Origin of the sequence: Bacillus cereus group sp. MYBK222-1 (assembly GCF_051916425.1) — a bacterium.
GTDB classification, from domain to species: domain Bacteria; phylum Bacillota; class Bacilli; order Bacillales; family Bacillaceae_G; genus Bacillus_A; species Bacillus_A paranthracis.
Genome location: NZ_JBQAGP010000007.1, coordinates 1 through 24,631, shown reverse-complemented (window position 1 = coordinate 24,631; position 24,631 = coordinate 1). Strand labels below are relative to the sequence as shown.

The window sequence follows — 24,631 nt, the reverse complement described above, 5'->3', positions numbered from 1 at the left end:
TGGAAATGTATAGTGATTTAGAAGGAAAGGTTGTCGTTATTACAGGATCAGCAAGTGGTCTTGGAAGAGCAATGGGGGTAAGGTTTGCTGAGGAGAAAGCAAAGGTAGTGATTAATTATCGCTCACGGGAGTCAGAAGCGAATGATGTGTTAGAAGAAATTAAAAAGGTAGGCGGAGAAGCGATTGCTGTAAAAGGTGATGTGACGGTCGAATCAGATGTGGCGAATCTCATTCAATCTGCTGTGAAAGAGTTTGGTACGCTTGACGTTATGATTAACAATGCAGGGATAGAAAATGCGGTACCATCGCATGAAATGCCGCTTGAAGATTGGAATAGGGTAATTAACACAAATTTAACAGGTGCTTTTTTAGGAAGCCGTGAAGCGATTAAATATTTTGTAGAACATGATATTAAAGGATCTGTCATTAACATGTCGAGTGTTCATGAGAAAATTCCGTGGCCATTATTTGTGCACTATGCAGCAAGTAAGGGTGGTATTAAACTGATGACAGAAACGTTAGCGTTAGAATATGCACCAAAAGGTATTCGAGTAAATAATATAGGGCCAGGTGCAATTAATACGCCGATCAATGCAGAGAAGTTTGCTGATCCTAAAAAACGTGCTGACGTAGAAAGTATGATACCGATGGGCTACATCGGAAAACCAGAAGAAATTGCAGCAGTAGCAACTTGGCTCGCTTCTTCAGAGGCGAGTTATGTAACGGGTATTACGCTATTTGCAGATGGTGGAATGACGTTATATCCATCGTTTCAAGCTGGGCGTGGGTAATAGAAAAGGACGAAGAGATAAAACTCTTCGTCCTTTTTTACAAAAAAAAAATAGCGGCCAGCTATTTTAAATTTAGTGATTAATTGTATCTTGAAGATATTCTGTTGCTTGATGTTCAGAAACATTTTGTACGAGTGCAACTTCACTAATCATCATTTTTCGGGCATTATCTAGCATTTGTTTTTCGCTCGCATTTAAAGCTCTCTCTTTATTGCGGCGAAGTAAATCCCGAACAACTTCTGCACTATCTTGCAGATTGCCGTTTTTCATTTTTTCCATATTCATTGTATATCTTTGTTTCCAGGAAAGTGATGTATCTGATTCCCCGTTTTGAAATTCAAGAAGTATATCATCTAACGTACCTTTATCTACGATATAACGAATACCTGATTTTTGTAATTGATCCATCGGAAGCATTACTTGCATATCCTTACTAATGATACGTATTACACAATATTGACGTATTGTTCCTAATATTTCTTTCTCTTCAATGGCTTCGATGACTCCTGCGCCGTTCATTGGATAAACGATTTTATCACCAATTTGAAACAAATCATCCACCTCCATATGTGGTAACCATCTTTAATGATAGCATAAGTAAATGTAAATGTCAAATTTTATATAATACCATAATAATTATATTTGAGTCAATAAGTAAAAGCTCTTTTTATATATATTTTTTTTGCTTTTATTTATGGATGATTTTTTTAGAAAAATAGTACAGGTGGAGAAAGGAGGCATATCCACTTATTTTTAAGCATAAAATGTAAAATCGCTAATACAATATACCTAAATCCGTTCTTTGCAAAGGAGGGAGAGAAGGTGGGGCGCACAATAAAAATTGATATTACAAATAAAGTGGTAGCTAAATTTAGACCAGATTATTTGGAATTGTATACGAGTAAATTTATGATAGGTAAGTTTTATGTCTATACTGAAGGTAAACAATATGTGTTAGAAGACGGATATATATATGAAGACGGAAAGTTTTATCGCATCATAGATACGCACCGTGGCAATAATCAAGCGGCGGAGGGCTGCGATCTAGGATGGTGTTAACATGATTCGTGTAAAAGTGTTTGATGAAAGTCACGAAAAAGACTTAGAAGACGCTGTAAATGTTTTTTTGAAAAAGATTGATGATAGTAACTTTGTAGACATTAAGTACCAAGTCGGTGTTTCTATTAACGATGACGAAAACCAAATTTATTGTTTTTCAGCAATGATCGTTTATAAAGCATAAAAAAGAGCTGGATGAGCCAGCTCTTTTTTATGCTTTATGTTGGGACAACATGTGTCGGTAATACGTTCATAATAGATTGGGTTGCGCCTAATTTCTTTGTCGTTAAAAGAGGCTCCCCTGTCTCATGATTTTGGGCATCTTTACACATACCAAGGTGATAACGATCACCTAAAAATGGATCAATATAAAAACCGTTTTTGAATACTTTATCATTCGGATGTTTTTCATGGTGAATATCAGAGCAGTTAATGCAATAGAACATAGCGTTCAACCCCTTTTTATTTTTGTTTGAAAAAAGTGAGTCGGTAGTCATTTCGCTCCTAAGGAAATGTTGAGGAGAAGAGAAATAACTACCTACTCAAATGGTGGGCATATTCCTTCTGATTTTTCATATCTCGCGTAGTGTCCCTGAGGGAAGGAGGAGAGACGAAATACGCATGATATACGTAAGGCGCTTCTTCCAAGATGAATGATGGAGTTTCATGTTGAGAGAAGTTTTTATTTTTTGTTGCCTTTGTGAGTATATTATGAGGAAATGTTCGGAGGGTGTTTGTCCTGTTGAAAAAATGTTGAGAATTTCTCAACAGTAAAAAAGAGTTAGCGTTGACATGAAACTAAAAGGTGTTATATTATCGAAGTGTAACCAAAAGGTGTTATATTTGATTGCCGAATAAAGGAGAATGGAAATGGAACAACAAAATACATTAACTGACATTAAACAAACGATCGTTTTTAACGCGTCTATTCAAAAGGTGTGGAATGTAGTATCAACTGCAGAAGGGATTGCCTCATGGTTTATGCCAAATGATTTCGTATTAGAGGTAGGACATGAATTTCATATACAATCACCATTTGGACCATCACCATGTAAAGTATTAGAAATCGATGAGCCAAATCATCTATCTTTTTCATGGGATACAGATGGCTGGGTTGTTTCATTTCATCTGAAAGACCTAGGAGATAATAAAACAGAATTTACGTTAATTCACGGCGGCTGGAAACACCCTGATGAAATTCTTCCGAAAGCGAATGCGAAGAGCTCTATTATTCGCGACAGAATGAGCGGAGGCTGGGTAGCGATTGTAAATGAAAAACTGAAAAAGGTTGTCGAAGGCTAAGTGTCCTCATCAGCAGCGAAATATGATGTGTTTCAAGCAATTGCTGATCCAACCCGCCGAGAAGTAATACGGTTATTAAGTGATAAAGAGTTACCGATTTCCAAAATAACGGATCATTTTCCGATGAGTCGTACTGCGGTTGTAAAGCACCTTCATATTCTTTCAGAAGCGAATTTAGTAAGTGGAAGAAAAAGCGGAAGAGAGAAAATATATCGCTTGCATCCAGAACCATTAGAGGAATTACAACAGTGGCTCTCGTATTATGAACGTTTTTGGGATAATAAATTGTCCATGCTGAAACATATTGTGGAGAATGAAGAGTAAAAGAGGATGACCATATTTTGGTCATCCTCTTTCTTATTGCTCACTCGTTTGTGTAGCGGGCTTTAATAAAAGCCAAGCGATAATTAATGTACATACTGCCAATACAAAAGTACTCATATAAATGACGTGTACACTTGATGCTAATGCGGATTGCGATTCGGTTACTACGTTTGTTGTAGTACCTCCATGTCCGCCAGATACAAGATCAAGGTTTTTAATACCACGTGCGTGAATCATCGTATTGAAGATTGTGCCAAATACTGCCGCACCTAATGTTTGGCTAAATGTATTGATAAATGTGTTTAAACCTACTGCTGTCCCGCGTGTTTGAGCTGGTACGGCTGCTTGAATTGTTACCATGTAAATCGGTGTCACAAGCCCCATTCCTAAGCCGAATAATCCGACTGCCACATAAATAAGGAACGATGGTGAATGTGTTGATAATGTAAATAATAAGAACGTAGCGACTGATAAAATGCTAGCCCCAAGTAAAATGATTTGTTTCGTTTTTAATTTTCCTACTAAGTTACCAGAGAAAATAGCTCCAAATGTCCACATAACAGGGATTGGCATTAAAATAAGTCCGGCTTCTGTTGCATTTTTTCCTAATACACCTTGGCTCCAAATTGGAAGGTACATTGTAATACTAATAATCATTGCGCCAGCGATAAGCGTTAATATATTAATCGTAGATAATGTACGGTTAGAGAAAAGTGCTAGCGGAATTAATGGTTCCGGAGATTTTTTCTCGATGAATAAGAAAATAATGAATGAAACGACGGCGAAGATTAATAGGCCGATAATTGTTATATCTCCCCAGTTTTGCTTACTGCTACCTGTTAATAATGCGTATAGTAGAGCAATCGTACTTAGTGAGAATACTGTTGCACCAAGATAGTCGATATGGTGCTTAGCAGGCTTAATAGATTCTTTGTAGTAAATGGCAATCATTAAGCAAGCGATAATTCCAAATGGAACGTTTAAGAAGAAAATATAACGCCAAGAAAGAGAATCAACTAAAAATCCGCCGACTAATGGTCCGATAACACCTGAGACACCCCAAACAGCACTTATCCATCCTTGTGCTTTTGCGCGGTCTTTCGCTTCGTCATATAAGTCACCAATGATTGTCATAGTAATTGGCATGACAGCACCAGCACCTAAACCTTGAAGGGCACGAAAGACGATAAGTTGTTCCATCGATGTAACGACACCGCAAAGTGCAGAACCGACTAAAAAGATTGTAGCTCCAATAAGTAAAACTTTTTTACGGCCAAATAAATCAGCTAGCTTTCCGTATATTGGAGTTGAAACCGCTGTGGCAAGCATGTAAATTGCGTAAACCCAGCTAACAAGTTCAACGCCGGATAAATCACTCGTTATACGAGGGATCGCTGTACTAACAATCGTTCCTTCTACAGCAGAAAGAAACGTCATTAGCATTAAAGACATCATGACTTTTTTTCTCATATGTTTTCCCCTTACCCTTTTTCAAATATTCAACAATATAAAATATAAAGGTACTAAGGTAAATAAAGCAACAAAAAAGCAATGGAAAGTTAAGGGGAGGGGATATTTGTCGTTTTTTGTCGGTAAGTCGATATATTTGAAAAATCGCCGATATAAGTAGCAGAATCGCTGATATATTTGGAAAATCGCCGATATAAGTAGCAGAATCGCTGATATATTTGGAAAATCGCCGATATAAGTAGCAGAATCGCTGATATATTTACAGAATCGCCGATATAATTTCATGTACCTATAAAAAAGAAACAGGAATCCCTGTTTCTCAGTTTAATATTGCATTTTCGCGTTTTCTCCAGCTGTCGTTCCGGCAATTCTACCAGTAACGAGAGCAGATGTAATGTTATAGCCACCAGTGTAACCGTGAATATCAAGAACTTCCCCGCAGAAATATAAGCCATTTGTAAATTTAGAAGACATTTCTTTCGGGTTAATTTCTTTAACGGATACACCGCCGCCAGTAACGAATGCTTTTTCAATTGACTGCGTACCATTTACATTTACAGTAAATTCTTTAAAGTCTTTCACAAGTGCACGAATCTTCTCGTGAGAAACTTGTCCAGCTTGCTCGCTGCCATCAATTTCATTTTTTTCTAATAAGAATAGGAAGTAACGTTCAGGAACATAACCTTTTAACACGTTTTTAATTCCTTTTTTCGGATCTTCCTTCATTTGTTTCAGCATGCGCTGGAATAGTTGTTCACTATTTTCTTCTGGCAATGCATCGATGCTCATTTGCACTGTATTCGTTTTGAACTTTTTCAGTGCTTTTACAACGAATTGACTACAGCGAAGGGCAGCAGGACCAGATAGGCCGAAATGAGTGAAGAGCATGTCCATTTTGTGAGAAATGATAGCTTTTCCTTTCGGGTTTAATACACTTAAGTTTACATCTCGTAAAGCGAGGCCTTGTAGTGAACGGTCTCGAATAAATGGTTCGTTTGAAAGGATTGGTACTTCTGTTGGGAATAATTCTGTAATTGTATGACCAGCTTTTTCTGCCCAAGCATATCCGTCTCCAGTAGAACCAGTTTGAGGAACAGATTTTCCGCCAACAGCGATAACGACGTGATTTGTTTCTAGCACTTCGCCAGTCTTTAGTACGACTGCTTTCGTTTGACCATTTTCATATTCAATCGTTTCAACAGGTGTATTCGTGCGGATCTTTACACCTAAATCTTTTAATCGTGTTAAAAGTGCGTCTACTACCGATTGGGCTTTATTTGAAACAGGGAACATGCGGCCATGATCCTCTTCTTTCAGTTTTACACCGAGATTTTCGAAGAATGTAATAATATCTTCATTATTAAAAATAGAAAAAGCGCTGTATAAGAAGCGGCCATTTCCTGGTATATGTTTAACGATCTCATCAAGTGGTAGACGGTTCGTTACGTTACAGCGGCCGCCACCAGAAATCGCAAGTTTACGCCCTAGTTTATTTCCTTTATCAAGAAGTAAGACGCTTGCGCCTTCTTCTGCAGCACCGATTGCAGCCATTAGCCCAGAAGGCCCACCGCCGATGACAATAACATCATAATGCATAATATATCGACCTCATTTTCTACATTTCCTGCCTAAAAGAATAGCATGTTTTCCCTTAAAAGAAAAATAGAGTGAAGTACTGCTTAAGGAGAGAATTGTGGTACAATACAAAAGTTAGAGTTCAGCACTATCCTGCTATTTGTGGGCCATAGGACTAAAACCTTATGAGTTAGGGGAAGTCTAATAGTTCTCGAATGCTCGAATAGTTCAATTTATTATAGTTTCACTTTACCCCGCATTAACGGGCAGTAAGACTCCCACCTTAAAGTTTGCTTAGGTCAAAGAAGTAGGTGGGAGATTAACTGCCCCTAAATGCCCGATTGGTTCAACTAATAATCAGTGGGGAAGAACACCCCACTGATTAAAGTTTCACTTTATGTAGATGTAGGAGGATTTTTGTATGTCCGATTCGAAATTTCTGCGCGGAACGCTTATCGTTACGTTAGGGACATTTTTAGTGAAGTTCTTAGGCATGATTTACGTCTTTCCGTTTCATGCATTAGTAGGGACAGAAGGCGGAACGCTCTATACATATGGATACATTCCATATACGATCTTTTTAAGTATTGCAACGGCAGGGGTGCCGCTTGCTGTTTCAAAATTCGTTTCCAAATATAATGCGCTTGGCGATTATAAAACGAGCCGGAGAATGTTCCGCTCGGGAATGGTTATGATGATAGTAACAGGAGTTCTTTCATTCCTAGTACTGTACATGACGGCGCCGTTGTTTGCAGAAGCAATGCTTGGTAAACAAAGTGTACACAGTAATATAGGAGAAGTTACGACGATTATTCGTCTTGTAAGTTTTGCGCTTATTGTTGTGCCGGCAGCGAGTTTAATTCGTGGTTATTTCCAAGGTCACCAATCGATGGGACCAACTACTGTTTCGCAAATTATTGAACAAATTATTCGTATCGTCTTTTTATTAGCGGGTAGTTTTATCGTTATTAAAGTACTTGGTGGTACAGTTGCAACAGCAGTTGGGGTAGCGACATTTGCTGCATTCGTTTCAGCAGTTGGAGCGCTCGGTGTACTCATTTGGTACTGGCTAAAACGTAAAAAACATTTGGATCAATATTTAATTGAACAAACTGTACCAGAATCGACAGTGAGTACTGTTCAATTATTTAAAGAATTATTTGCATATGCGATTCCTTACGTTGTAATTGGGTTAACAATTCCTTTATATCAACAAATTGATACATTGACATTTAACTCAATTATGCAAGCGATTGGCCAAGGTGATATTGCAGAGCGAGCGCTCGGTATTTTCACAATGTGGACGCATAAATTAATTATGATTCCTGTATCACTTGCGACAGCGTTTAGTTTAACGCTCGTACCAGCGATTACAAAATCATTTACTGAAAAGCAATACCGTTATTTAAAGTTACAAATTACACAAACATTCCAGGCAAATATGTTCTTAACATTGCCAGCAGTTGTCGGTATTTCATCACTTGCCTATCCGATTTATACTGCATTTTACGATTCAGATCCATTAGGTGGACAAGTATTAATGTGGTATGCACCGGTTGCGTTGTTATTTGCTTTATTTACAGTAACAGCGGCAATTTTGCAAGGTATTAACCAACAAAAGCATGCGATTATCGCACTTATAATGGGTGTTATTTTGAAATTTGTATGTAACGTAATCTTTATTCGTTATTTCGGTACAGTAGGGGCGATTCTAGCAACAGCTGTTGGTTTCTTAGCTTCTGTTTGGTACACAAATCAACAAATTAAAAAATACGCACACTATTCATTCGGTGTTGTATATAAGAGAACGTTCCAAATTGCAGTATTAACATTTGTAATGGTTGTGGTCGTAAAACTATCACAATGGATTCTATCCTTCATGATTTCGCCGGATGGCCGAGTTGGCGCTCTTATTACAGTTGCGATTTGTGCAGGTCTTGGCGGTCTCGTTTACGGATTGTTAGCAATTCGCACAGGAGTACTTGAAAGAGTATTCGGCGGAGAAGCGTTAGAGAAAATCCAGCGTAAACTTGGCAATAGATTTAAAATAAAGTTGAAATCAAAAGGGGCGTAATTACGTCCCCTTTTCTATGATAAATAAAGAAGGTGAAAAACGTGAGATTAGATAAATTATTAGCAAATATGGGATATGGAAGTAGAAAAGAAGTAAAGAAATTATTGAAAGACGGCGTTGTGAAAATTGATGGAATACCGGTGAAAGATGCAAAGGTTCATGTAAATGTAGAAGAACAAGAAGTTATGATTCACGGTGAAGTCGTGGAATATAAAGAGTTTGTCTACTTAATGATGCATAAACCACAAGGCGTTATTTCAGCTACAGAAGATGATAATCATGAAACGGTAATAGATTTATTAGAGTTAGAAGATGCGATTTTTAATCCGTTCCCAGTGGGAAGACTTGATATTGATACAGAAGGTTTCTTATTAATAACAAATGACGGGAAGTTATCACATCAATTGTTATCTCCGAAAAAGCATGTGCCGAAAAAATATTATGCACACGTTGCAGGAGTAGTAACGGAAGAGGATGTAAAAGAGTTTGCTAAAGGTGTTATTTTAGATGATGGCTATGAAACAAAGCCAGGTGCACTTACAATATTAAAAAGCGATGATATTTCTGAAATCGAGCTTGTCATTACAGAAGGAAAGTTCCATCAAGTGAAGCGTATGTTTGAAGCGGTAGGGAAAAAAGTAGTCTACTTAAAGAGAACAGAGATGGGGCCGTTAGTGTTAGATGAAGAGCTAGAACTTGGACAATACCGAGAGCTAACAGATGAAGAAGTAGAGATGTTAAAAACATATCAAGTAGATACTGAGAAATAGTGCTATTTTTAGGTGCAGAAAAGACCCCTTTCTAATGAGTTAGAAAGGGGTATGTATTTATTTACATACAATTATTTTTCGTTATGAGGTCATTCTCACTTTCTTTCCTGTTGTTGTCCACTTACCGCGGCAAGGGCTATACACGAGTTCATTAAACTGCAACACATTTAGATCACGTTGTATCGTTCGCGGTGTGATCCCGAACTCATCTACAAGGTCTTTCGTCGTTACCGTTCCGTTTTCATTGATGTACATATAAATTGATTTAATGCGTGTTAGCATACGAGTAGTTGTAGGTTTCAAGAGAAAACCACTCCTCTACTAGTTTTTTTGACCCCATTCAGGAAAGAAGGTCGTTACTACCATTGTACTCTACATGATAAAATTCATGCTTTAATCTACTTAAATTTTACAGAAATTTAACAAATATTCATATAGAAAAATATTGGTAGTTGACATTGTATATATGGTCAGTCAACTAACACATAAAATTCTACGTAAAACGCCAAATTCCTGCAAATTTTTTTGAGAAAATAAAAGAAAAACTAATAAGAAATATCTGAAATATTACAATTGTTCGGTATTTGGTTTTCGTATATGGCATAAGAGATTTTGGTTTGTTATGATGAAAGAAACAATATAGTGAAGGATGGATGCGTGATGTCAGCAATTAATTGGACAGAAGAAGTTGTAAAACGAAAAGATGATTTAATTCGTGATACACAACAATTTTTACAAATTAAAAGTGTATGGGAAGAAGAATCGGCGAAAGAGGGCGCACCATTCGGTGAAGGTGTAGAAAAAGCTTTATCTTTCATGTTACATAAAGGAGAAACGGAAGGCTTTACTTCTAAAAATTTAGAAGGGTATGCAGGTCATCTTGAAATGGGACAAGGAGAAGAATTAGTAGGTATTCTTTGTCACGTTGACGTTGTACCAGAAGGAGATGGCTGGACGACTCCTGCATATAGTGCAGATATTCGCGATGGAAAGATTTTTGCACGTGGTGCAATTGACGATAAAGGCCCAACGATGGCAGCTTACTATGCGATGAAAATTGTGAAAGAATTAGGTTTACCTCTTTCAAAACGTGTTCGTATGATTTTAGGAACAGATGAGGAAAGCAATTGGAAATGTGTAGATCACTACTTTAAAAACGAAGAAATGCCAACAATCGGTTTTGCGCCAGACGCGGACTTTCCAATTATTAATGCAGAAAAAGGAATTTCTGATATACAAGTTGTGCAAAATGGTAGTGAAGAGAAGAAAGGTACATATGAACTTGTTTCATTTGAGTCAGGTCGCCGTTTAAATATGGTTCCTGATTTTGCAGAAGCGGTTGTTACAGGAGAGGATGTAAGTGCACTTACAGTAGCATATGAAGAGTATTTACAAACTGCTAAAAAAATAGGTGAAGCAATTGTAGAAGGTAATACAGTAACGTTGCAAATTAAAGGGGTTTCAGCTCACGGATCTACTCCTGAAAAAGGAGAAAATGCAGGTTTATTACTGGCAAACTTCTTAACGAAAGTTGCTCTTGATGGAAAAGGGGCTTCGTTTGCGACATTTGTAGCAGCAACATTTATTGGTGATATTTATGGTGAAAAGGCTACTATCGCTTATAAAGATGAGGTTAGTGGTCCGTTAACAGTGAATGTTGGTCGCCTTTCTTATACGAAAGAGAATGGTGGCAATTTAGGATTAAACGTACGTTATCCAGTTACGACTAACTTTGAAGAAATGATTGCAAAGTTAAAAGAATATGTGGGTACTCATGGATTTGAAGTAGCTGATTATTCAAACTCTCGTCCGCATCACGTTGATAAAGACCACGTATTAATTCGTACGTTGCAGCGCGTATATGAAGAACAAACAGGTGAAAAAGCAGAACTATTAGCAATTGGCGGTGGTACTTACGCTCGTTCGTTAAAAGCTGGTGTTGCATTTGGCCCATTGTTCCCTGGAAAAGAAGAACTTGCGCATCAAAAAGATGAGTATATTGAAATTGAAGACTTATTAAAAGCAACAGCAATTTACGCGCAAGCAATTTATGAATTGGCGAAGTAATGGATATATAAATAATAAAAGACCGTCCCGATACATTCTTTGGGACGGTTTTCTATTACGTGTCGTTTGTTGGTAAGCAGATGTTCCTTGTCGAAATGTCGATATCATTTCATCTATTAACGCGACCTGAACTTGGTTAGACTTGTAGGGAAGTTGGATTCTTTTTAATGGAATGAGATAAGAAAGAAAAGCAACAATAGAAAGAAGGAGAAGATGTACATGGAACTGCATTATTTTGTCGCGATTACGTTACCAAATCATATAAAAGAAGTGCTGTCTAACTATAAAGAGGAAATGCAAGAGGAATTACCATTTCGTTCATGGGTACATAAAGAAGACTATCATGTTACCCTTTCGTTTTTAGGTAGTGCGACAGAGGAACAATTAGAAGGAATAAAGAATGGATTACAAACACTTATAAAAATGAAAGAACTATCGTTCACATTACAAGGATTTTCAACGTTTGGTATGGAAGACAGGCCGCGTATTTTTTGGGCAAAGGTAAGAGGAAATCAAGATTTGTTTCAATTGCAAAAGCGAGTACACGTTATGTGTGAAGAGAATGGATTTTCTTTAGAAACGCGCCCATATCATCCGCATATTACTGTTGCACGTAAATGGGTAGGAGAAGAAAAGTTTAATTTAGAACATATAAAGGAAGTGCCTGAAATATCATTTCAAGCGGATACGATTACTTTATACGAATCTCACGTAAAGGAGACACCGAAATATAAAGCAATTGCTGAAATAAAATTACAAAAATAGAATGTATGAAAACGTTTTTTATACAGGTGAATATACTATAAAGAATAATGTGTTACTGTATAGGGCTTCGCTGATAAGAAAAGCCTTATCATTTGCAGCTCGTTTCATTTTAACTTTAAGAATGATGGTGATTTTTTTATGTTGAAAGTAAAACGTCCATTTGATGCCTATTTAGATGAAATGAATAAAATTACAATTTTGCTCCCACATGCGTATGGAACAAGTCGGACATTTCGTTTGCAAGAAGGAAGTAACGTGAAAGATTTACCGATTGCTCATACAATTGCGCTTCCGGATGCAACGAAGTATGAGTGCTTTATAGAAGAGCCGCTAGATGTGGGGAAGTATTATACAGTACGAGATGAACGGAATGAAGAAACAGATTTACAAATAGGTGCTGTCATAAGAACAGCGATTTTCGATGAAAAGTATTATTACGAAGGTACAGATTTAGGGGCAGTACACCAAAAGGAAGCAACTACATTTAAAGTATGGGCTCCAACTGCGAGGCTTGCGAAAGTAAGAATTTATAAAAGTGATAAAGAATATACCGATCACGAAATGCACAGAGAAGAAAATGGGGTATGGGCTCATACATTACAAGGCGATTTAGCCGGAGAAAAGTATACATTTCTTGTTTGTATAAATTTAATATGGAACGAAGCTGTGGATCCTTATGCAAAATCAGTGACTGTAAATGGGAAGTACGGCGTTGTTATTGATTTGGAAAAGACGAATGTAACAAAGCGAGGGCAATTACCACCTTTACAAGCAATGACAGACGCCATATTGTATGAACTGCATATTCGTGATGCTACTATTCATCCGAATAGTGGAGTGAGTAAAAAAGGAACATATAAAGGGCTAATGGAAGAAGGGACAACAGGACAAAATGGGACGTTAACAGGTTTGTCTCATATAAAAGATTTAGGTGTTACACATGTTGAACTATTACCTTTATATTGTTTCGGTGGTGTAGATGAGGCAAACCCTTCCTCTGCGTATAATTGGGGTTACAATCCATTATATTACAACGCACCAACGGGATTTTATGCTACAAATCCTTCTGACCCGTATAACAGGATCGTAGAGTGTAAACAGCTGATTGAAACATTTCATGAGCATGGCATTAGGGTGATTATAGATGTTGTATATAATCATGTGTATGAAAGAGAGCTATCGTCATTTGAAAAGCTTGTTCCAGGATATTATTTTCGTCATGGTGAAAATGGTATGCCTTCTAATGGGACGGGAGTCGGAAATGATATAGCATCTGAACGGAAAATGATGAGGAAATTCATTGTAGAGTCTATTTTATATTGGCTTACAGAGTACAATGTTGATGGATTTCGGTTCGACTTAATGGGAATTTTAGATGTTGATACAATAAATATAATAGAAAAAGAAGTGCGAAACATAAAGCGAGATGCACTGCTATTAGGAGAAGGATGGGATCTACAAACACCACTTCCTCTAGAGGAAAAAGCAACGTTAAATAACGCAAAGAAAATGCCGCATATTGCGCAATTTAATGATCAATTTCGTGATGGGATAAAAGGGAGTACCTTTCATATAAATAAACGTGGTTTTGCATTTGGTGGGTATGTAGACTGTAATCATTTGCAGTATATTGCATCAGGAAGCCTTTTGAGTATGAAAGAAACAGGTTTGTTTCTAGAGCCTGTGCAAAGCATTAACTATGTAGAATGTCATGACAATATGACGATGTGGGATAAACTAATGCGCAGTAATGAAGAGTCGGAAGAGATTTTGAAAAAACGTCACGTGCTAGCAACTGCAATGGTGATTCTGTCGCAAGGCATCCCTTTCTTACATGCTGGGCAAGAGTTTTATCGTACGAAGCAAGGAAATGAAAATAGTTATAATGCAAATGATGAAATTAATCAATTAGATTGGGATCGAAAAGAGAAAGAAATAGAGACCGTTAACTATATAAAAGGTTTAATTGCGATTCGTAAAGAGCACGGAGCATTCCGGTTACAAAATGCAGACCTTATAAAAAAGCATATGACTTTTTTGCAAACATCCCCAGAAGTACTTGCATATCATTTAGAAAATGTAGAGTCGTTTGGACCGTGGAAAGAAATTGTCGTTTTATTTAATAGCAGTTTAGAAGCGAAAACGGTGCAACTGCCGAAAGAAGAAACGTGGCATGTGCTAGTAAACGAAAAGCAAGCGAAAATAGAGCCAATTTCTTCATTTAGAGGAAAGGAACTTAGGCTCGCTCCGATTAGCACGTATATATTGACGATAATGTGACAAATCGCTACTTGACGGTGAGAATGTAATAAATGTAGAATTGACAAAGGTGACGATTTTGATAAGTTGTCATTCTATGGCTGGTTTTGTAAAATAAAATAGAGAGTTTTTGGCTTATGCCAAATTTTCTTTTCATTTACAGTAAAATATATATGAATCCACAACATGTGTAGAAATGTTGCGGTTTTTCTTTTCATAACTATAAAAGATAAGGATTTGTTAACGGGTAATGAATATGGAATGGTTGGAACAATTATTAGGAAAAGAGTGGAGTCTTGTACCGGCTGGTGGAGTAACGGGCGATGCATATATTGCGCAAAACGGACAACAGAGGTTATTTTTAAAGCGGAATACATCGCCCTTTTTAGCGGTATTGTCAGCAGAAGGAATTGTTCCAAAATTACTTTGGACAAGAAGGGTAACGAACGGTGATGTAATTTCTGCTCAAAAATGGCTTCCGGGACAGAAGTTAGAGCCAGAGGATATGAAACTAGAACGTGTTGCGAAACTTTTGAAGAAAATACACTCCTCTAAAGCACTTGTGCAGATGATTCAGAGACTTGGGAAGCAGCCGCTTCACGCACAAGAGTTATTACAACAACTGCAACTTGTGTTAAGAGGAGATATAAGGGATGAGGAAACAATTCAACAAGGTCTTCAATATTTAATGGATTCATTAAAAGATATTGAATACAACGAATTCGTTGTATGCCATTGTGATGTAAACCATAACAATTGGCTATTGTCGGATGAAGATGAGTTGTTTTTAATTGATTGGGATGGAGCTGTAATTGCTGACCCAGCTCTAGACCTCGGTATGTTATTATATTGGTACATTCCGCGCCAAGAATGGAGTGAGTGGCTCGGTTACTATGATATTGAAATGGATGAATCGCTGCTTAAACGTATGAGATGGTATGTGATAGCACAAACGATTTTGTCTATTCAATGGCATACAACAAAAAAACAGCAAGCAGAAGCTGAATATTGGCATCAATATTTACAGCAACTACTTGCTTCAGAGTAATACTTAAGAAAAATTGTCCATTCCAGCAATCCACTGAGTAAGTTGTTCTTGATTATTGGAAATGTGGTTGTCCAAATTAGAGGAAGATTTACCCGATTGACTATAAGAATATACATCGTTTAGCATTGCTTTAGCGTCACTACTTATATTATCGTTTGCGAGTAACGATTGAATGAGACGCTCTAATTGCTCGCATTCAGAAACTGTCCCGCAACAATCACTTTGGTGATTGACTAAAATATCTTTCAGCACTTCTAATTGATGTTGTTGATTAATTGGCATGAACGGATCATCCTTTCGATTGTTTTTCTCTTCTTAGAAAAGTAAGAGAAAAAGCTGTTTCGTCATGGAATGTTTAATGCTGTATGTAGTTTTTATCAAAATGGTACATCTTATACTTGAAAGAAACGGACCGAGTGCTCGTACGTACTTGGTTTTTTGTTTGGTAGATTGATTAAAAACAGAAAGAAGGAATTATTCCTTTAAAATAGCTATGTAAAGAGAGGGAAACATCTATGCGTTTAAGACATAAACCATATGCAATGGATCGAATTAATGAGTATTCACATATCGTAATCGGAAACCCAGAGGAGCGCGCTGGTAACTGGAAAGAAGTATTTGGAAATGAGCAACCCATTCACATCGAAGTAGGTACAGGTCGTGGCCGCTTTATGTATGATATGGCAAAAGCCAATCCACATATTAATTATATTGGAATTGAAAAATTCACAAGTGTTGTTGTAGATGCACTGGATAAATTAATTGAAGAAGAATTGCCGAACTTAAAGTTAATTAATAAAGATGCTGAAGATTTAACAGTTTTCTTTGCAAAAGGTGAGATCGATCGCGTGTATTTAAACTTCTCAGATCCATGGCCAAAGAAACGTCATACGAAGCGTCGTTTAACGTACAAAACGTTTTTACGCAATTATGAAGAAGTGTTAGTAGAAGGCGGAGAAATTCATTTCAAAACAGATAACCAAGGTTTATTTGAATATTCTCTTATGAGTATGGCGGAGTATGGTATGTTACTAACTTACTTAAGCTTAGATCTTCATAACAGCGACTTTGAAGGTAACATTATGACTGAGTACGAAGAGAAATTCTCTAGTAAAGGTCATCGCATTTACCGAGTAGAAGCAAAATATCGTACAGAGCCTATGCAGTAATGCATAGGTTTTTTTGTGTCTAAAATAATCAGAATTTTATGTTAGTATTAAAAGAAAAGGGGGATGAAAAATGGAACAGTTACAAGTTGGAGATATAAAAGTGACGTGGCTAAAAGGTGGGAACACACATTTAGACGGAGGAGCAATGTTTGGCGTTGTGCCGAAAGTACTTTGGTCACGTAAATATAAACATAATGATACAAATCATATTTATTTACGAACAGATCCGTTACTTTTACAAACGAAAGATGGCAACATGCTCATTGATTCTGGTATAGGAAATGGTAAATTGAATGAAAAGATGAAGCGGAATCAAGGTGTAACGGAAGAGTCGTCAGTTGAGAATTCTTTAGAAAAGATGGGACTAAAGCCTGAAGATATTCATTACGTTTTAATGACGCACCTTCACTTTGATCATGCATCTGGTTTAACGAAATGGGAAGGTGATCAACTTGTACCAACTTTTCCAAATGCAAAAGTTTACGTAAGTGAAACAGAGTGGAATGAAATGAGAAATCCAAATATTAGATCCCGTAATACATATTGGAAGGAAAATTGGGAGCCAATTGTAGACCAAGTTATTACGTTTCAGCAAGAAATAGAAATTACGGATGAAATAAAAATGGCGCATACGGGCGGCCATAGTGACGGACACGCAGTGATCGCTTTAGAAAGCAAAGGGGAAACGATGTTGCATTTAGCAGACCTATTGCCGACGCACGCCCATCAAAATGTATTATGGGTCATGGCTTATGATGATTATCCGATGACATCGATTGAAAATAAGCAAAAGTGGATGAAGTATGGTGCTGAAAACGATGCTTGGTTCACTTTTTATCATGACGCGTATTATCGCGCAGTAAAGTGGAATGAGGAAGGTCATATCGTACAAAAAATAGAACGGAAAACGGGTATAGAAGCATAAAAATGGGAGGGTGTTCCAGCAGTCTGTTGGAGCAGTCTCCTTTTTGTTGTCGTTTTTTGTCGGTAAGTCGATATATTTCAAAAATCGCCGATATAATTTGAGTTACGGTCGATATATTTCAAAAATCGCTGATATATTTGGAGTTGCAGCCGATATATTCGAAAAAACGCCGATATAATTTCAAGCACTATCTGCAATTAAAAAATAAGAGGTTCACCTAATGGGAACCCTCCTTTTTATGCTGCTATAACCTCTAAAACAGTACCTGTTTTAGCATCAACTAAAAATTCAAATCGTTCTTGTATATCATTTAACATCGTTGTAAGACCGCCGCGATACACTTCATACGCGACATCATATTTTTCAAATGTCTCTGGAACCATATGTACCCAAGAGCCAGTAATTTCACCTTTATGACTTAATGCTTGTTTTACCATTTTCAATGCTTTTTCTGAAGAAATATGGGATTGTTCTTGTACTTTGTTTGCAACGAAATAACCAGCTGCGAACCCAACGCCAAGACCTGCTACTAAACCTTTCCAGCTCATATATTCACCTCAATTCTATAAAATAAAAATAGTGTACCGATAATAATTATAAAGCAAATACAGCTAAAAAAGAAGAAACTAGAAACATTTCGAAAATTTCGTTACAATAAAAGAGGTATTCTACTAAGGTTTGAAAGAAGGGGACTTCGTGAATAAAGAGACATTACAATTATTTCGTACGTTAACAGAATTACAAGGTGCATCAGGTTTCGAACATGATGTACGCCGTTTTATGAAGCAAGAATTAAGCAAATATGCAGATGAAATTGTACAAGACGGTTTAGGTAGCGTATTTGGTCTGAAAAAAGGGGACGAAACTGGCCCGCGTGTTCTTGTAGCAGGTCATATGGATGAAGTAGGTTTTATGGTTACGCAAATTACGAAAAACGGAATGCTTCGTTTTCAACCTTTAGGCGGCTGGTGGAGCCAAGTACTATTAGCTCAGCGCGTTCAAGTTATGACGAAGAATGGCCCTGTTATTGGGGTTGTTGGTTCTATTCCTCCTCATTTATTAAGTGACGCGCAACGTGCAAAACCGATGGATATAAAAAATATGTTAATTGATATAGGCGCAGATAGCTATGAAGATGCGATTGAGATTGGTGTAAAACCAGGACAACAAATCGTGCCAATCTGCCCGTTTACGCCGATGGCAAACGAAAAGAAAATTATGGCGAAAGCTTGGGACAACCGTTATGGATGTGGCCTTGCAATCGAATTACTAAAAGAATTAAAAGACGAAACATTACCAAACACATTGTACTCTGGTGCGACTGTACAAGAAGAAGTTGGTCTTCGCGGTGCTCAAACTGCTGCAAATATGATTCAACCAGATATTTTCTATGCGCTTGATGCAAGTCCAGCTAACGATGCATCTGGTGACAAAACACAGTTCGGTCAATTAGGAAAAGGTGCTCTTCTTCGTATTTATGACCGTACGATGGTAACGCATAGAGGAATGCGCGAATTCATTTTAGATACAGCAGAAACACATAACATTCCGTACCAATACTTTATTTCACAAGGTGGTACAGATGCGGGCCGTGTACATACAAGTAACTCAGGTATCCCATCAGCAGTAATTGGTGTTTGCGCACGCTACATTCATACACATGCTTCTATTTTACATGTTGATGACTATGCAGCAGCGAAAGAACTAATTACGAAGCTTGTAAGAGCAACGGATAAAACGACGTTAGAGACAATTAAGAATAACGCGTAGAGAAGAAGGGCTGAAGAGCCTTTCTTTTTTTGGATTGAATAGATGACCCATCCATGTGTGGGAGCGGTCAGTGCCTAATTGGTGTTCGAATGGTGTATTAAGACCCTGAGTAGGAAAAGAGAGGAAGGCTGTTTTTGTGTTCGAAGACGGTAATGGTGAGGAAATCCACCTTCTTTTTTTAGGTTGAATAGATGGCCCAGTGATGTATGGTAGTGATTGATGTTTAATTTAAGTAGAACAAAATGATAAATTTTTATAGAGGTGAATGAAATGAAAGTAGTAGTTGGATCGAAGAATAAAACGAAGGTTGGAGCTGTGGAGAAGGTTTGGAAAGATGCCGAAATTACATCTCTTTCTGTTCCTTCAGGAGTAGCAGCACAACCGTTTTCAGATGAAGAGACGATGCAAGGAGCGATCAATAGAGCGAAGCGAGCGCTAGAGGAAGGGGAAGCTCAAATTGGCATTGGACTAGAGGGCGGCGTGATGAAAACGGAGTACGGTTTATTTATGTGTAATTGGGGCGCACTAGCAACAAGTGATGGTAAAACATTCGTTGCCGGCGGGGCGCGTATTACGTTACCGGATGATTTTTTAGCACCTCTTGAAGAGGGCAAGGAGTTAAGTGAAGTGATGGAAGAGTTTGTACAGAGAAAAGATATTCGTAGTCATGAAGGTGCTATCGGTATTTTTACGGATGATTATGTGGACCGTACGGAATTATTTGTACACGTTGTTAAGTTACTTGTTGGGCAATATAAGTATGATGAAAAGCAAGCATAAACCTTGCACCGTGCGCGATGTATGGTAGTATAAAGGAAAGATTATAACATGAAAAAATGCACTCGTTAGAGGAGGAAATATAGATGAAATCATTAGAAAGCATGGAGCAATTCCAAGAGTTAAAAAATGAAGAGAATGTAATCTTTATGTTCTCAGCAGAATGGTGCCCAGACTGCCGCTTCGTAGATCCATTTATGCCAGAAGTAGAAGAGAAATATAGTGATTTCTCATTTTACTATGTAGATCGTGATGAGTTTATTGATCTATGCGTAAAATTAGACGTATTTGGCATTCCGAGCTTTGTAGCGTACAATAAAGGTGAAGAAACAGGTCGCTATGTAAACAAAGATCGTAAAACACAAGAACAAATCGAAGAGTTCATTGAAGGTTTAAAATAAGGCAATTTGCCAATTGAATTGTAAAACAACCTCTACCTTCGCGGGGGAGGTTATTTTTTTGGAAGGGAGGAAAAAGAGATGAAGATGACAAGTAAAAAGATGAAAGACGAGTTAATGAAGAGATTATCTCGCCCGGAATGGGACTTTCAGTATGATAGTGAGAAAGAAGTTCTACGTATAGAACAGAAAGACTCAAAAAAAGGTATTAACGTATCGCTTCCAGGAGTTGTAGCAAAATGGGAAGTGAATAAAGAAAAGGCGATTGAAGAGGTTGCCTACTACGTACAAGAAGCGTTAATTGCGATGCATAAGGAAGAAAATAGCGCGGCGAAAATTTTACCTGTTATTCGCTCTACTTCTTTCCCGAAACAAGCAGAAGAAGGAAATCCGTTTATTATGACGGATCATACGGCGGAAACACGTATTTACTATGCGCTAGATTCGAATAAAACATATCGTCTCATTGACGAGCGTTTATTACAAAAATTAGGGCTTACAGAGCAACAAGTACGTGAAATGGCATTATTCAACGCTCGCTCATTAAGTTATGAATTTAAACAAGACACAGTAGCAGGTAATACATTCTACTTTTTAAACACAAATGATGGGTATGATGCCACTCGTATTTTAAACGAATCGTTACTACAATCGATGCGTGAAAAGATTTCTGGTGACATGGTTGTTGCTGTTCCTCACCAAGATGTATTAATTATTGCTGATATCGTCAACGAAATCGGTTATGATATTATTGCACAAATGACAATGAAATTTTTTGCCGAAGGGCATGTTCCGATTACATCACTTTCATTCGTATATGAAGATGGGGACTTTGAACCAATCTTTATTTTAGCGAAGAATCGGAAGAAGACAGATGGAAAAGAGAAAGGATGAACGAAGTGAACGTTTTTTACAACCTTGAAGGAATTGGTGACACTTTAATTGTTGCCTTACAAGATATTACTTTAGAGAACCGTACTTTTGATCGCAAAGGAGATGTTGCACGCGTATATGACCGTGAAAGCAACGAAACAGCAGGATTCAACATCTTTAATGCATCTTCTTACTTAGAAGTAAAAGAAACAGGTAACCTTACATTAACGAAAGAACTTGTAGAAAAAATTAACGAAATTTTAGCGAAGAACGGCTTTGAAGAAACAGTAGAAGCAGATCTTTCTCCGAAATTTGTTGTAGGCTATGTAGCTGAAAAAGAGAAACACCCAAATGCCGATAAGCTAAACATCTGTAAAGTAGAAATCGGTACAGAAACATTACAAATCGTATGTGGCGCACCAAACGTTGATGCAGGACAAAAAGTTGTCGTTGCAAAAATCGGCGCTGTAATGCCAAGCGGTATGTTAATCAAGCCAGCTGAGCTTCGCGGAGTTCCTTCTGCTGGAATGATTTGTTCAGCACGTGAATTAGAGCTTCCAGATGCTCCACAAGAAAAAGGTATTCTTGTATTAGAAGATAGCTTTGAAGTTGGACAAGAGTTTAAATTTTAATTGATATAAGAAAAGAGAGGTTGTCCTTTTGGGCAGCCTCTCTTTTCTATTGAATCTTTGATATATTGTGAGTTGTGATAGATATATGTAGAAAATCGTTCATATTCATAAGGATGTCACCTTTTTTCTTAAAATCTATATTGTGTTTTATAAACAAAATAGTTAAAATTTAGAAAAATAGAAGGGGATAGGCTTATGAAACAACAACCAAAAATTGCAGAACTTCTGAAACGAATTGAAACTTCAAAACAGCAAGATATCGAGTTAGGTACTTATGAGATATATTTGTTTAGTGAAAATGAATTAGAAAAAGGACAAATTGGTTATCGATATGATAAACATAAAAATTCATTAATAAGTAAAGAACACGGAAAATGGAAAGATGAATGGATTGTTATTGGATATGAAACAGATATGGGAGACCCAGTTTTCGTGAATATCGATGATGATGCGTATCCAGTGTATACGGCAGAGCGTGGTACAGAATTGTGGCAACCCGTTCATATTGGAAATATAGATGAGATTATAAAACAATTATAAAAAACTTTGAGACCGGTGCAAAGTGTAACGGATAGTGTAGATGAGTATCGGAAGAGTAAAGCTTGAACGCATTCTTACATGTAAGAATGCGTTTTTCTATATGAAAACACTCGTAAATTAGAATATTATGGATAAATATGACATGCTTAATTTTACCTGCACTTTTTGCCGAATGCTGATACAATAAAGGATGTTACTATTTAGTAGAAAGAGTGGTAAGCATGTTAGATTGGATGAAAAAGCTGTTTAACAAAGAGGAAGAACAAACAGCGATGAATAAAGAAGTACAAAAGCAAGTTGAAAGTCAGCCGAAAATTCCTCGTGTAAACCACTACACTGAAGCAAGAGAAGCACAAATGGCAAGTAGGAATGCAGGTAAATGCCGTTTTCCATTAGTACCGGATAATGGGTTCGATGAAGAGGATGTTATAGAAACAGGGCGTTTTGAAGAACAACCTGTTCAAGCTGTAACATATGAGAATCAGCCTATTCAAAGAGGAATCAAAGTGGAAAGAAGCAGACGACAGTATGTGGAGAAGGTAGTTTCTACATATGAAGAGCCGGAAATACAATATGAACCGGAGCGAGAGCCTGTCGTAAAGAAAGCATCTACACCAGCGCAAGAAAGTAACCGTAGACCATTTCGTCCAACAGAAATGATTTCGCCAATTTACGGATATAACCGTCCTTCAGTAGAGAAAAAGGAAGAAAAGCAGGAGGAAGTAAAGGAAAGAGAAGACCTTGAAATATCTGTAGAGGGCAAATCAGTCGTTGATGCATGGTTAGAGAAAAAAGGATATACATTATCTGATTTCTCAGAAGGACAAGCACCGACTTCTTCTAGTCATAGAGCTGCTAACGAGCAAGGAGAGCAACAATATGAAGAGAGTAAAAAGGAAGAAAAGTCAGTTGTTGATCAATGGCTAGAGAAAAACGGTTATGAAATCGAACGCCAAGAGCCTATAGTGGAAGAAAAAGAAGTGGTTCAAGAAATGAGTGCACCGCAGGAAGTTCCAGCGGCTGAATTACTTCATGAAACAATTGCTGAGCGCATGGAAGGTGCGAAGCAAGAAAGTGATGTAGTGGACAAAAACATTCTACAAGAGGAATTAGTAGATTCTAAAGTAGAGCACGAGGATACAATATTATCAGAAGAAATTAAACGTAGTACAGAAATAGAACAACCTACTATTGAAGTAGAAAAACAAGCACCAGAAGAATCAGTGATTGTCAAAGCAGAAGAAAAACTTGAAGAAACAATTGTTGTAGAAATACCAGAAGAAGTGGAAGTAATTGCGGAAACAGAAGAGTCAGAAGAAGTAGAAGTAATTGCAGAAACAGAAGAGTCAGAAGAAGTGGAAGTAATTGCGGAAACAGAAGAGTCAGAAGAAGTGGAAGTAATTGCAGAAACAGAAGAGTCAGAAGAAGTAGAAGTAATTGCGGAAGCTGAAGAGTCAGAAGAAGTAGAAGTAATTGCGGAAGCGGAAGAATCAGAAGAAGTGGAAGTAATTGCAGAAACAGAAGAGTCGGAAGAAGTAGAAGTAATTGCGGAAGCAGAAGAAGTAGAAGCAATTGCGGAAGCGGAAGAGCAAGAAGAAGTAGAAGCAATTGCGGAAGCGGAAGAGCGAAAAGAAGTAGAAGTAATTGCAGAAACAGAAGAGTCAGAAGAAGTGGAACCTGTAGTACTTGAGGAAACGCAGCAAGAAATGGTGTTAAATGAAGCAATTGAACAAAAGAATGAATTCATACATGTTGCTGAGGCTGATGAACAAACGAAAAAAGATGTTCAAAGCTTTGCGGATGTTTTAATTGCAGAAGAAACACCGGCCTTAGAAGAACAATCAGTTGTAGAAGAAGCACCGGTCGTAGAAGAACAATCAGTTGTAGAAGAAGCACCGATTGCAGAAGAACAACCAGTTGCAGAGGAAACATCGGTCGTAGAAGAACAACCAGTTGCAGAAGAAACATCGGTCGTAGAAGAACAATCAGTTGTAGAAGAAGCACCGATTGCAGAAGAACAGCCAGTTGCAGAGGAAGCACCGG

Annotated in this window: 26 protein-coding genes and 1 pseudogene; 20 read left to right on the top strand and 7 right to left on the bottom strand. The window is 37.5% G+C overall.

Annotation, left to right across the window (positions count from 1 at the left end; all coding sequences use genetic code 11):
* Nucleotides 1–5: 5 nt before the first annotated feature.
* The gene (locus ACTFR9_RS22595) at nt 6–791 is read left to right on the top strand and encodes a glucose 1-dehydrogenase (RefSeq protein ID WP_000286688.1); all 786 of its coding nucleotides are present in this window, start codon (nt 6–8) and stop codon (nt 789–791) included.
* 72 nt (nt 792–863) lie between these two features.
* Here the strand turns inward: ACTFR9_RS22595 and ACTFR9_RS22590 are convergent, their stop codons facing one another.
* Nucleotides 864–1,358 carry a CarD family transcriptional regulator gene (locus tag ACTFR9_RS22590; RefSeq protein WP_001998466.1) on the bottom strand — a complete coding sequence of 165 codons (495 nt, stop codon included), beginning with the start codon at nt 1,356–1,358 and terminating at the stop codon, nt 864–866.
* Between the two features lie 255 nt (nt 1,359–1,613).
* On the opposite strand from ACTFR9_RS22590, the gene ACTFR9_RS22585 reads away from it, so the two are divergent.
* Nucleotides 1,614–1,850 carry a DUF2553 family protein gene (locus ACTFR9_RS22585; protein ID WP_000533800.1) on the top strand — a complete coding sequence of 79 codons (237 nt, stop codon included), beginning with the start codon at nt 1,614–1,616 and terminating at the stop codon, nt 1,848–1,850.
* Between the two features lies 1 nt (nt 1,851).
* Complete coding sequence (locus ACTFR9_RS22580; protein ID WP_000621751.1) at nt 1,852–2,034, top strand: sporulation protein Cse60; 183 nt, start codon at nt 1,852–1,854, stop codon at nt 2,032–2,034.
* A 34-nt stretch (nt 2,035–2,068) separates the two neighbouring features.
* Here the strand turns inward: ACTFR9_RS22580 and ACTFR9_RS22575 are convergent, their stop codons facing one another.
* Nucleotides 2,069–2,296 (bottom strand): DUF3973 domain-containing protein, encoded by a 228-nt coding sequence (locus ACTFR9_RS22575; protein ID WP_000498984.1) that lies wholly within the window; start codon nt 2,294–2,296, stop codon nt 2,069–2,071.
* Between the two features lie 424 nt (nt 2,297–2,720).
* Here ACTFR9_RS22575 and ACTFR9_RS22570 point away from each other — a divergent pair, with 424 nt between their 5' ends.
* Together ACTFR9_RS22570 and ACTFR9_RS22565 are read left to right on the top strand one after the other, a co-directional pair.
* The gene (locus ACTFR9_RS22570) at nt 2,721–3,152 is read left to right on the top strand and encodes an SRPBCC family protein (protein ID WP_000437774.1); all 432 of its coding nucleotides are present in this window, start codon (nt 2,721–2,723) and stop codon (nt 3,150–3,152) included.
* Nucleotides 3,153–3,476: an ArsR/SmtB family transcription factor gene (locus ACTFR9_RS22565; protein WP_000098837.1), complete on the top strand. Its 324-nt coding sequence runs from the start codon at nt 3,153–3,155 to the stop codon at nt 3,474–3,476. It begins immediately after the preceding gene.
* Nucleotides 3,477–3,509: 33 nt separating this feature from the next.
* Here ACTFR9_RS22565 and ACTFR9_RS22560 read toward each other — a convergent pair whose 3' ends face one another.
* Both ACTFR9_RS22560 and ACTFR9_RS22555 read right to left on the bottom strand, forming a co-directional pair.
* Nucleotides 3,510–4,946, bottom strand: a complete 1,437-nt coding sequence (locus ACTFR9_RS22560; protein ID WP_095843191.1) for an MDR family MFS transporter — start codon at nt 4,944–4,946, stop codon at nt 3,510–3,512.
* Nucleotides 4,947–5,270: 324 nt separating this feature from the next.
* Nucleotides 5,271–6,542 carry an NAD(P)/FAD-dependent oxidoreductase gene (locus tag ACTFR9_RS22555; RefSeq protein WP_000558878.1) on the bottom strand — a complete coding sequence of 424 codons (1,272 nt, stop codon included), beginning with the start codon at nt 6,540–6,542 and terminating at the stop codon, nt 5,271–5,273.
* Between the two features lie 400 nt (nt 6,543–6,942).
* On the opposite strand from ACTFR9_RS22555, the gene ACTFR9_RS22550 reads away from it, so the two are divergent.
* Together ACTFR9_RS22550 and ACTFR9_RS22545 are read left to right on the top strand one after the other, a co-directional pair.
* Nucleotides 6,943–8,595, top strand: coding sequence for a putative polysaccharide biosynthesis protein (locus tag ACTFR9_RS22550; RefSeq protein WP_001284047.1), 1,653 nt, complete (start codon nt 6,943–6,945; stop codon nt 8,593–8,595).
* A gap of 41 nt (nt 8,596–8,636) precedes the next feature.
* Nucleotides 8,637–9,365, top strand: a complete 729-nt coding sequence (locus ACTFR9_RS22545) for a pseudouridine synthase (protein ID WP_001234931.1) — start codon at nt 8,637–8,639, stop codon at nt 9,363–9,365.
* A gap of 81 nt (nt 9,366–9,446) precedes the next feature.
* Here the strand turns inward: ACTFR9_RS22545 and ACTFR9_RS22540 are convergent, their stop codons facing one another.
* Nucleotides 9,447–9,668, bottom strand: coding sequence for a DeoR family transcriptional regulator (locus ACTFR9_RS22540; RefSeq protein ID WP_000805512.1), 222 nt, complete (start codon nt 9,666–9,668; stop codon nt 9,447–9,449).
* Between the two features lie 357 nt (nt 9,669–10,025).
* Between ACTFR9_RS22540 and pepV the strand changes: the two genes are divergently transcribed.
* The 4 genes from pepV to ACTFR9_RS22520 all read left to right on the top strand — a co-directional run bounded on the left by pepV (nt 10,026) and on the right by ACTFR9_RS22520 (nt 15,504).
* A complete protein-coding gene (pepV, locus tag ACTFR9_RS22535) occupies nt 10,026–11,432 on the top strand; it encodes a dipeptidase PepV (protein ID WP_163072438.1) in 1,407 nt (468 codons plus the stop codon).
* A gap of 219 nt (nt 11,433–11,651) precedes the next feature.
* The gene (thpR, locus tag ACTFR9_RS22530; protein ID WP_109630343.1) at nt 11,652–12,197 is read left to right on the top strand and encodes an RNA 2',3'-cyclic phosphodiesterase; all 546 of its coding nucleotides are present in this window, start codon (nt 11,652–11,654) and stop codon (nt 12,195–12,197) included.
* A gap of 138 nt (nt 12,198–12,335) precedes the next feature.
* Complete coding sequence (pulA, locus tag ACTFR9_RS22525) at nt 12,336–14,477, top strand: type I pullulanase (RefSeq protein WP_074531917.1); 2,142 nt, start codon at nt 12,336–12,338, stop codon at nt 14,475–14,477.
* A gap of 229 nt (nt 14,478–14,706) precedes the next feature.
* On the top strand, nt 14,707–15,504 hold the full coding sequence (locus tag ACTFR9_RS22520; protein ID WP_001998457.1) for a phosphotransferase family protein: 798 nt from the start codon (nt 14,707–14,709) through the stop codon (nt 15,502–15,504).
* A 3-nt stretch (nt 15,505–15,507) separates the two neighbouring features.
* Here the strand turns inward: ACTFR9_RS22520 and ACTFR9_RS22515 are convergent, their stop codons facing one another.
* Nucleotides 15,508–15,786 carry a YtzH-like family protein gene (locus ACTFR9_RS22515; RefSeq protein WP_001122234.1) on the bottom strand — a complete coding sequence of 93 codons (279 nt, stop codon included), beginning with the start codon at nt 15,784–15,786 and terminating at the stop codon, nt 15,508–15,510.
* Between the two features lie 233 nt (nt 15,787–16,019).
* Here ACTFR9_RS22515 and trmB point away from each other — a divergent pair, with 233 nt between their 5' ends.
* Both trmB and ACTFR9_RS22505 read left to right on the top strand, forming a co-directional pair.
* Nucleotides 16,020–16,673 carry a tRNA (guanosine(46)-N7)-methyltransferase TrmB gene (gene trmB, locus ACTFR9_RS22510; protein WP_001239380.1) on the top strand — a complete coding sequence of 218 codons (654 nt, stop codon included), beginning with the start codon at nt 16,020–16,022 and terminating at the stop codon, nt 16,671–16,673.
* Between the two features lie 70 nt (nt 16,674–16,743).
* The gene (locus ACTFR9_RS22505) at nt 16,744–17,598 is read left to right on the top strand and encodes a YtnP family quorum-quenching lactonase (protein WP_000436881.1); all 855 of its coding nucleotides are present in this window, start codon (nt 16,744–16,746) and stop codon (nt 17,596–17,598) included.
* 236 nt (nt 17,599–17,834) lie between these two features.
* On the opposite strand, the gene ACTFR9_RS22500 is transcribed toward ACTFR9_RS22505, so the two are convergent.
* The gene (locus ACTFR9_RS22500; protein ID WP_000118540.1) at nt 17,835–18,146 is read right to left on the bottom strand and encodes a PepSY domain-containing protein; all 312 of its coding nucleotides are present in this window, start codon (nt 18,144–18,146) and stop codon (nt 17,835–17,837) included.
* Between the two features lie 148 nt (nt 18,147–18,294).
* Here ACTFR9_RS22500 and ACTFR9_RS22495 point away from each other — a divergent pair, with 148 nt between their 5' ends.
* From ACTFR9_RS22495 to ACTFR9_RS22465, 7 genes and pseudogenes are all read left to right on the top strand, one after another.
* The gene (locus ACTFR9_RS22495; RefSeq protein WP_001031510.1) at nt 18,295–19,368 is read left to right on the top strand and encodes a M42 family metallopeptidase; all 1,074 of its coding nucleotides are present in this window, start codon (nt 18,295–18,297) and stop codon (nt 19,366–19,368) included.
* Nucleotides 19,369–19,638: 270 nt separating this feature from the next.
* On the top strand, nt 19,639–20,148 hold the full coding sequence (locus ACTFR9_RS22490; RefSeq protein ID WP_000869929.1) for a DUF84 family protein: 510 nt from the start codon (nt 19,639–19,641) through the stop codon (nt 20,146–20,148).
* Nucleotides 20,149–20,231: 83 nt separating this feature from the next.
* Entirely contained in the window at nt 20,232–20,546 is a 315-nt protein-coding gene (locus tag ACTFR9_RS22485) for a thioredoxin family protein (RefSeq protein ID WP_000838188.1), read from the top strand.
* 78 nt (nt 20,547–20,624) lie between these two features.
* Nucleotides 20,625–21,437, top strand: coding sequence for a DUF1444 domain-containing protein (locus tag ACTFR9_RS22480; protein ID WP_000784614.1), 813 nt, complete (start codon nt 20,625–20,627; stop codon nt 21,435–21,437).
* The gene (ytpR, locus tag ACTFR9_RS22475; RefSeq protein ID WP_001006759.1) at nt 21,434–22,048 is read left to right on the top strand and encodes a YtpR family tRNA-binding protein; all 615 of its coding nucleotides are present in this window, start codon (nt 21,434–21,436) and stop codon (nt 22,046–22,048) included. The genes ACTFR9_RS22480 and ytpR overlap by 4 nt, the downstream gene beginning before the upstream one ends.
* Before the next feature lie 195 nt (nt 22,049–22,243).
* Nucleotides 22,244–22,588, top strand: coding sequence for a hypothetical protein (locus tag ACTFR9_RS22470; protein ID WP_048557786.1), 345 nt, complete (start codon nt 22,244–22,246; stop codon nt 22,586–22,588).
* Nucleotides 22,589–22,809: 221 nt separating this feature from the next.
* Nucleotides 22,810–24,631, top strand: a pseudogene (locus ACTFR9_RS22465) (DNA translocase FtsK); the annotation flags it as partial.

Bases quoted from the DNA above. Each gene is read 5' to 3' on its own strand.
- ACTFR9_RS22575 (WP_000498984.1), bottom strand. From the start codon at position 2,296: ATGTTCTATTGCATTAACTGCTCTGATATTCACCATGAAAAACATCCG.
- ACTFR9_RS22515 (WP_001122234.1), bottom strand. From the start codon at position 15,786: ATGCCAATTAATCAACAACATCAATTAGAAGTGCTGAAAGATATTTTA.
- ACTFR9_RS22505 (WP_000436881.1), top strand. From the start codon at position 16,744: ATGGAACAGTTACAAGTTGGAGATATAAAAGTGACGTGGCTAAAAGGT.
- ACTFR9_RS22595 (WP_000286688.1), top strand. From the start codon at position 6: ATGTATAGTGATTTAGAAGGAAAGGTTGTCGTTATTACAGGATCAGCA.
- trmB (WP_001239380.1), top strand. From the start codon at position 16,020: ATGCGTTTAAGACATAAACCATATGCAATGGATCGAATTAATGAGTAT.
- ytpR (WP_001006759.1), top strand. From the start codon at position 21,434: ATGAACGAAGTGAACGTTTTTTACAACCTTGAAGGAATTGGTGACACT.
- ACTFR9_RS22570 (WP_000437774.1), top strand. From the start codon at position 2,721: ATGGAACAACAAAATACATTAACTGACATTAAACAAACGATCGTTTTT.
- thpR (WP_109630343.1), top strand. From the start codon at position 11,652: ATGGAACTGCATTATTTTGTCGCGATTACGTTACCAAATCATATAAAA.
- ACTFR9_RS22470 (WP_048557786.1), top strand. From the start codon at position 22,244: ATGAAACAACAACCAAAAATTGCAGAACTTCTGAAACGAATTGAAACT.
- pepV (WP_163072438.1), top strand. From the start codon at position 10,026: ATGTCAGCAATTAATTGGACAGAAGAAGTTGTAAAACGAAAAGATGAT.
- ACTFR9_RS22480 (WP_000784614.1), top strand. From the start codon at position 20,625: ATGAAGATGACAAGTAAAAAGATGAAAGACGAGTTAATGAAGAGATTA.
- ACTFR9_RS22485 (WP_000838188.1), top strand. From the start codon at position 20,232: ATGAAATCATTAGAAAGCATGGAGCAATTCCAAGAGTTAAAAAATGAA.
- ACTFR9_RS22560 (WP_095843191.1), bottom strand. From the start codon at position 4,946: ATGAGAAAAAAAGTCATGATGTCTTTAATGCTAATGACGTTTCTTTCT.
- ACTFR9_RS22555 (WP_000558878.1), bottom strand. From the start codon at position 6,542: ATGCATTATGATGTTATTGTCATCGGCGGTGGGCCTTCTGGGCTAATG.
- ACTFR9_RS22590 (WP_001998466.1), bottom strand. From the start codon at position 1,358: ATGGAGGTGGATGATTTGTTTCAAATTGGTGATAAAATCGTTTATCCA.
- ACTFR9_RS22520 (WP_001998457.1), top strand. From the start codon at position 14,707: ATGAATATGGAATGGTTGGAACAATTATTAGGAAAAGAGTGGAGTCTT.
- ACTFR9_RS22550 (WP_001284047.1), top strand. From the start codon at position 6,943: ATGTCCGATTCGAAATTTCTGCGCGGAACGCTTATCGTTACGTTAGGG.
- pulA (WP_074531917.1), top strand. From the start codon at position 12,336: ATGTTGAAAGTAAAACGTCCATTTGATGCCTATTTAGATGAAATGAAT.
- ACTFR9_RS22490 (WP_000869929.1), top strand. From the start codon at position 19,639: ATGAAAGTAGTAGTTGGATCGAAGAATAAAACGAAGGTTGGAGCTGTG.
- ACTFR9_RS22580 (WP_000621751.1), top strand. From the start codon at position 1,852: ATGATTCGTGTAAAAGTGTTTGATGAAAGTCACGAAAAAGACTTAGAA.
- ACTFR9_RS22500 (WP_000118540.1), bottom strand. From the start codon at position 18,146: ATGAGCTGGAAAGGTTTAGTAGCAGGTCTTGGCGTTGGGTTCGCAGCT.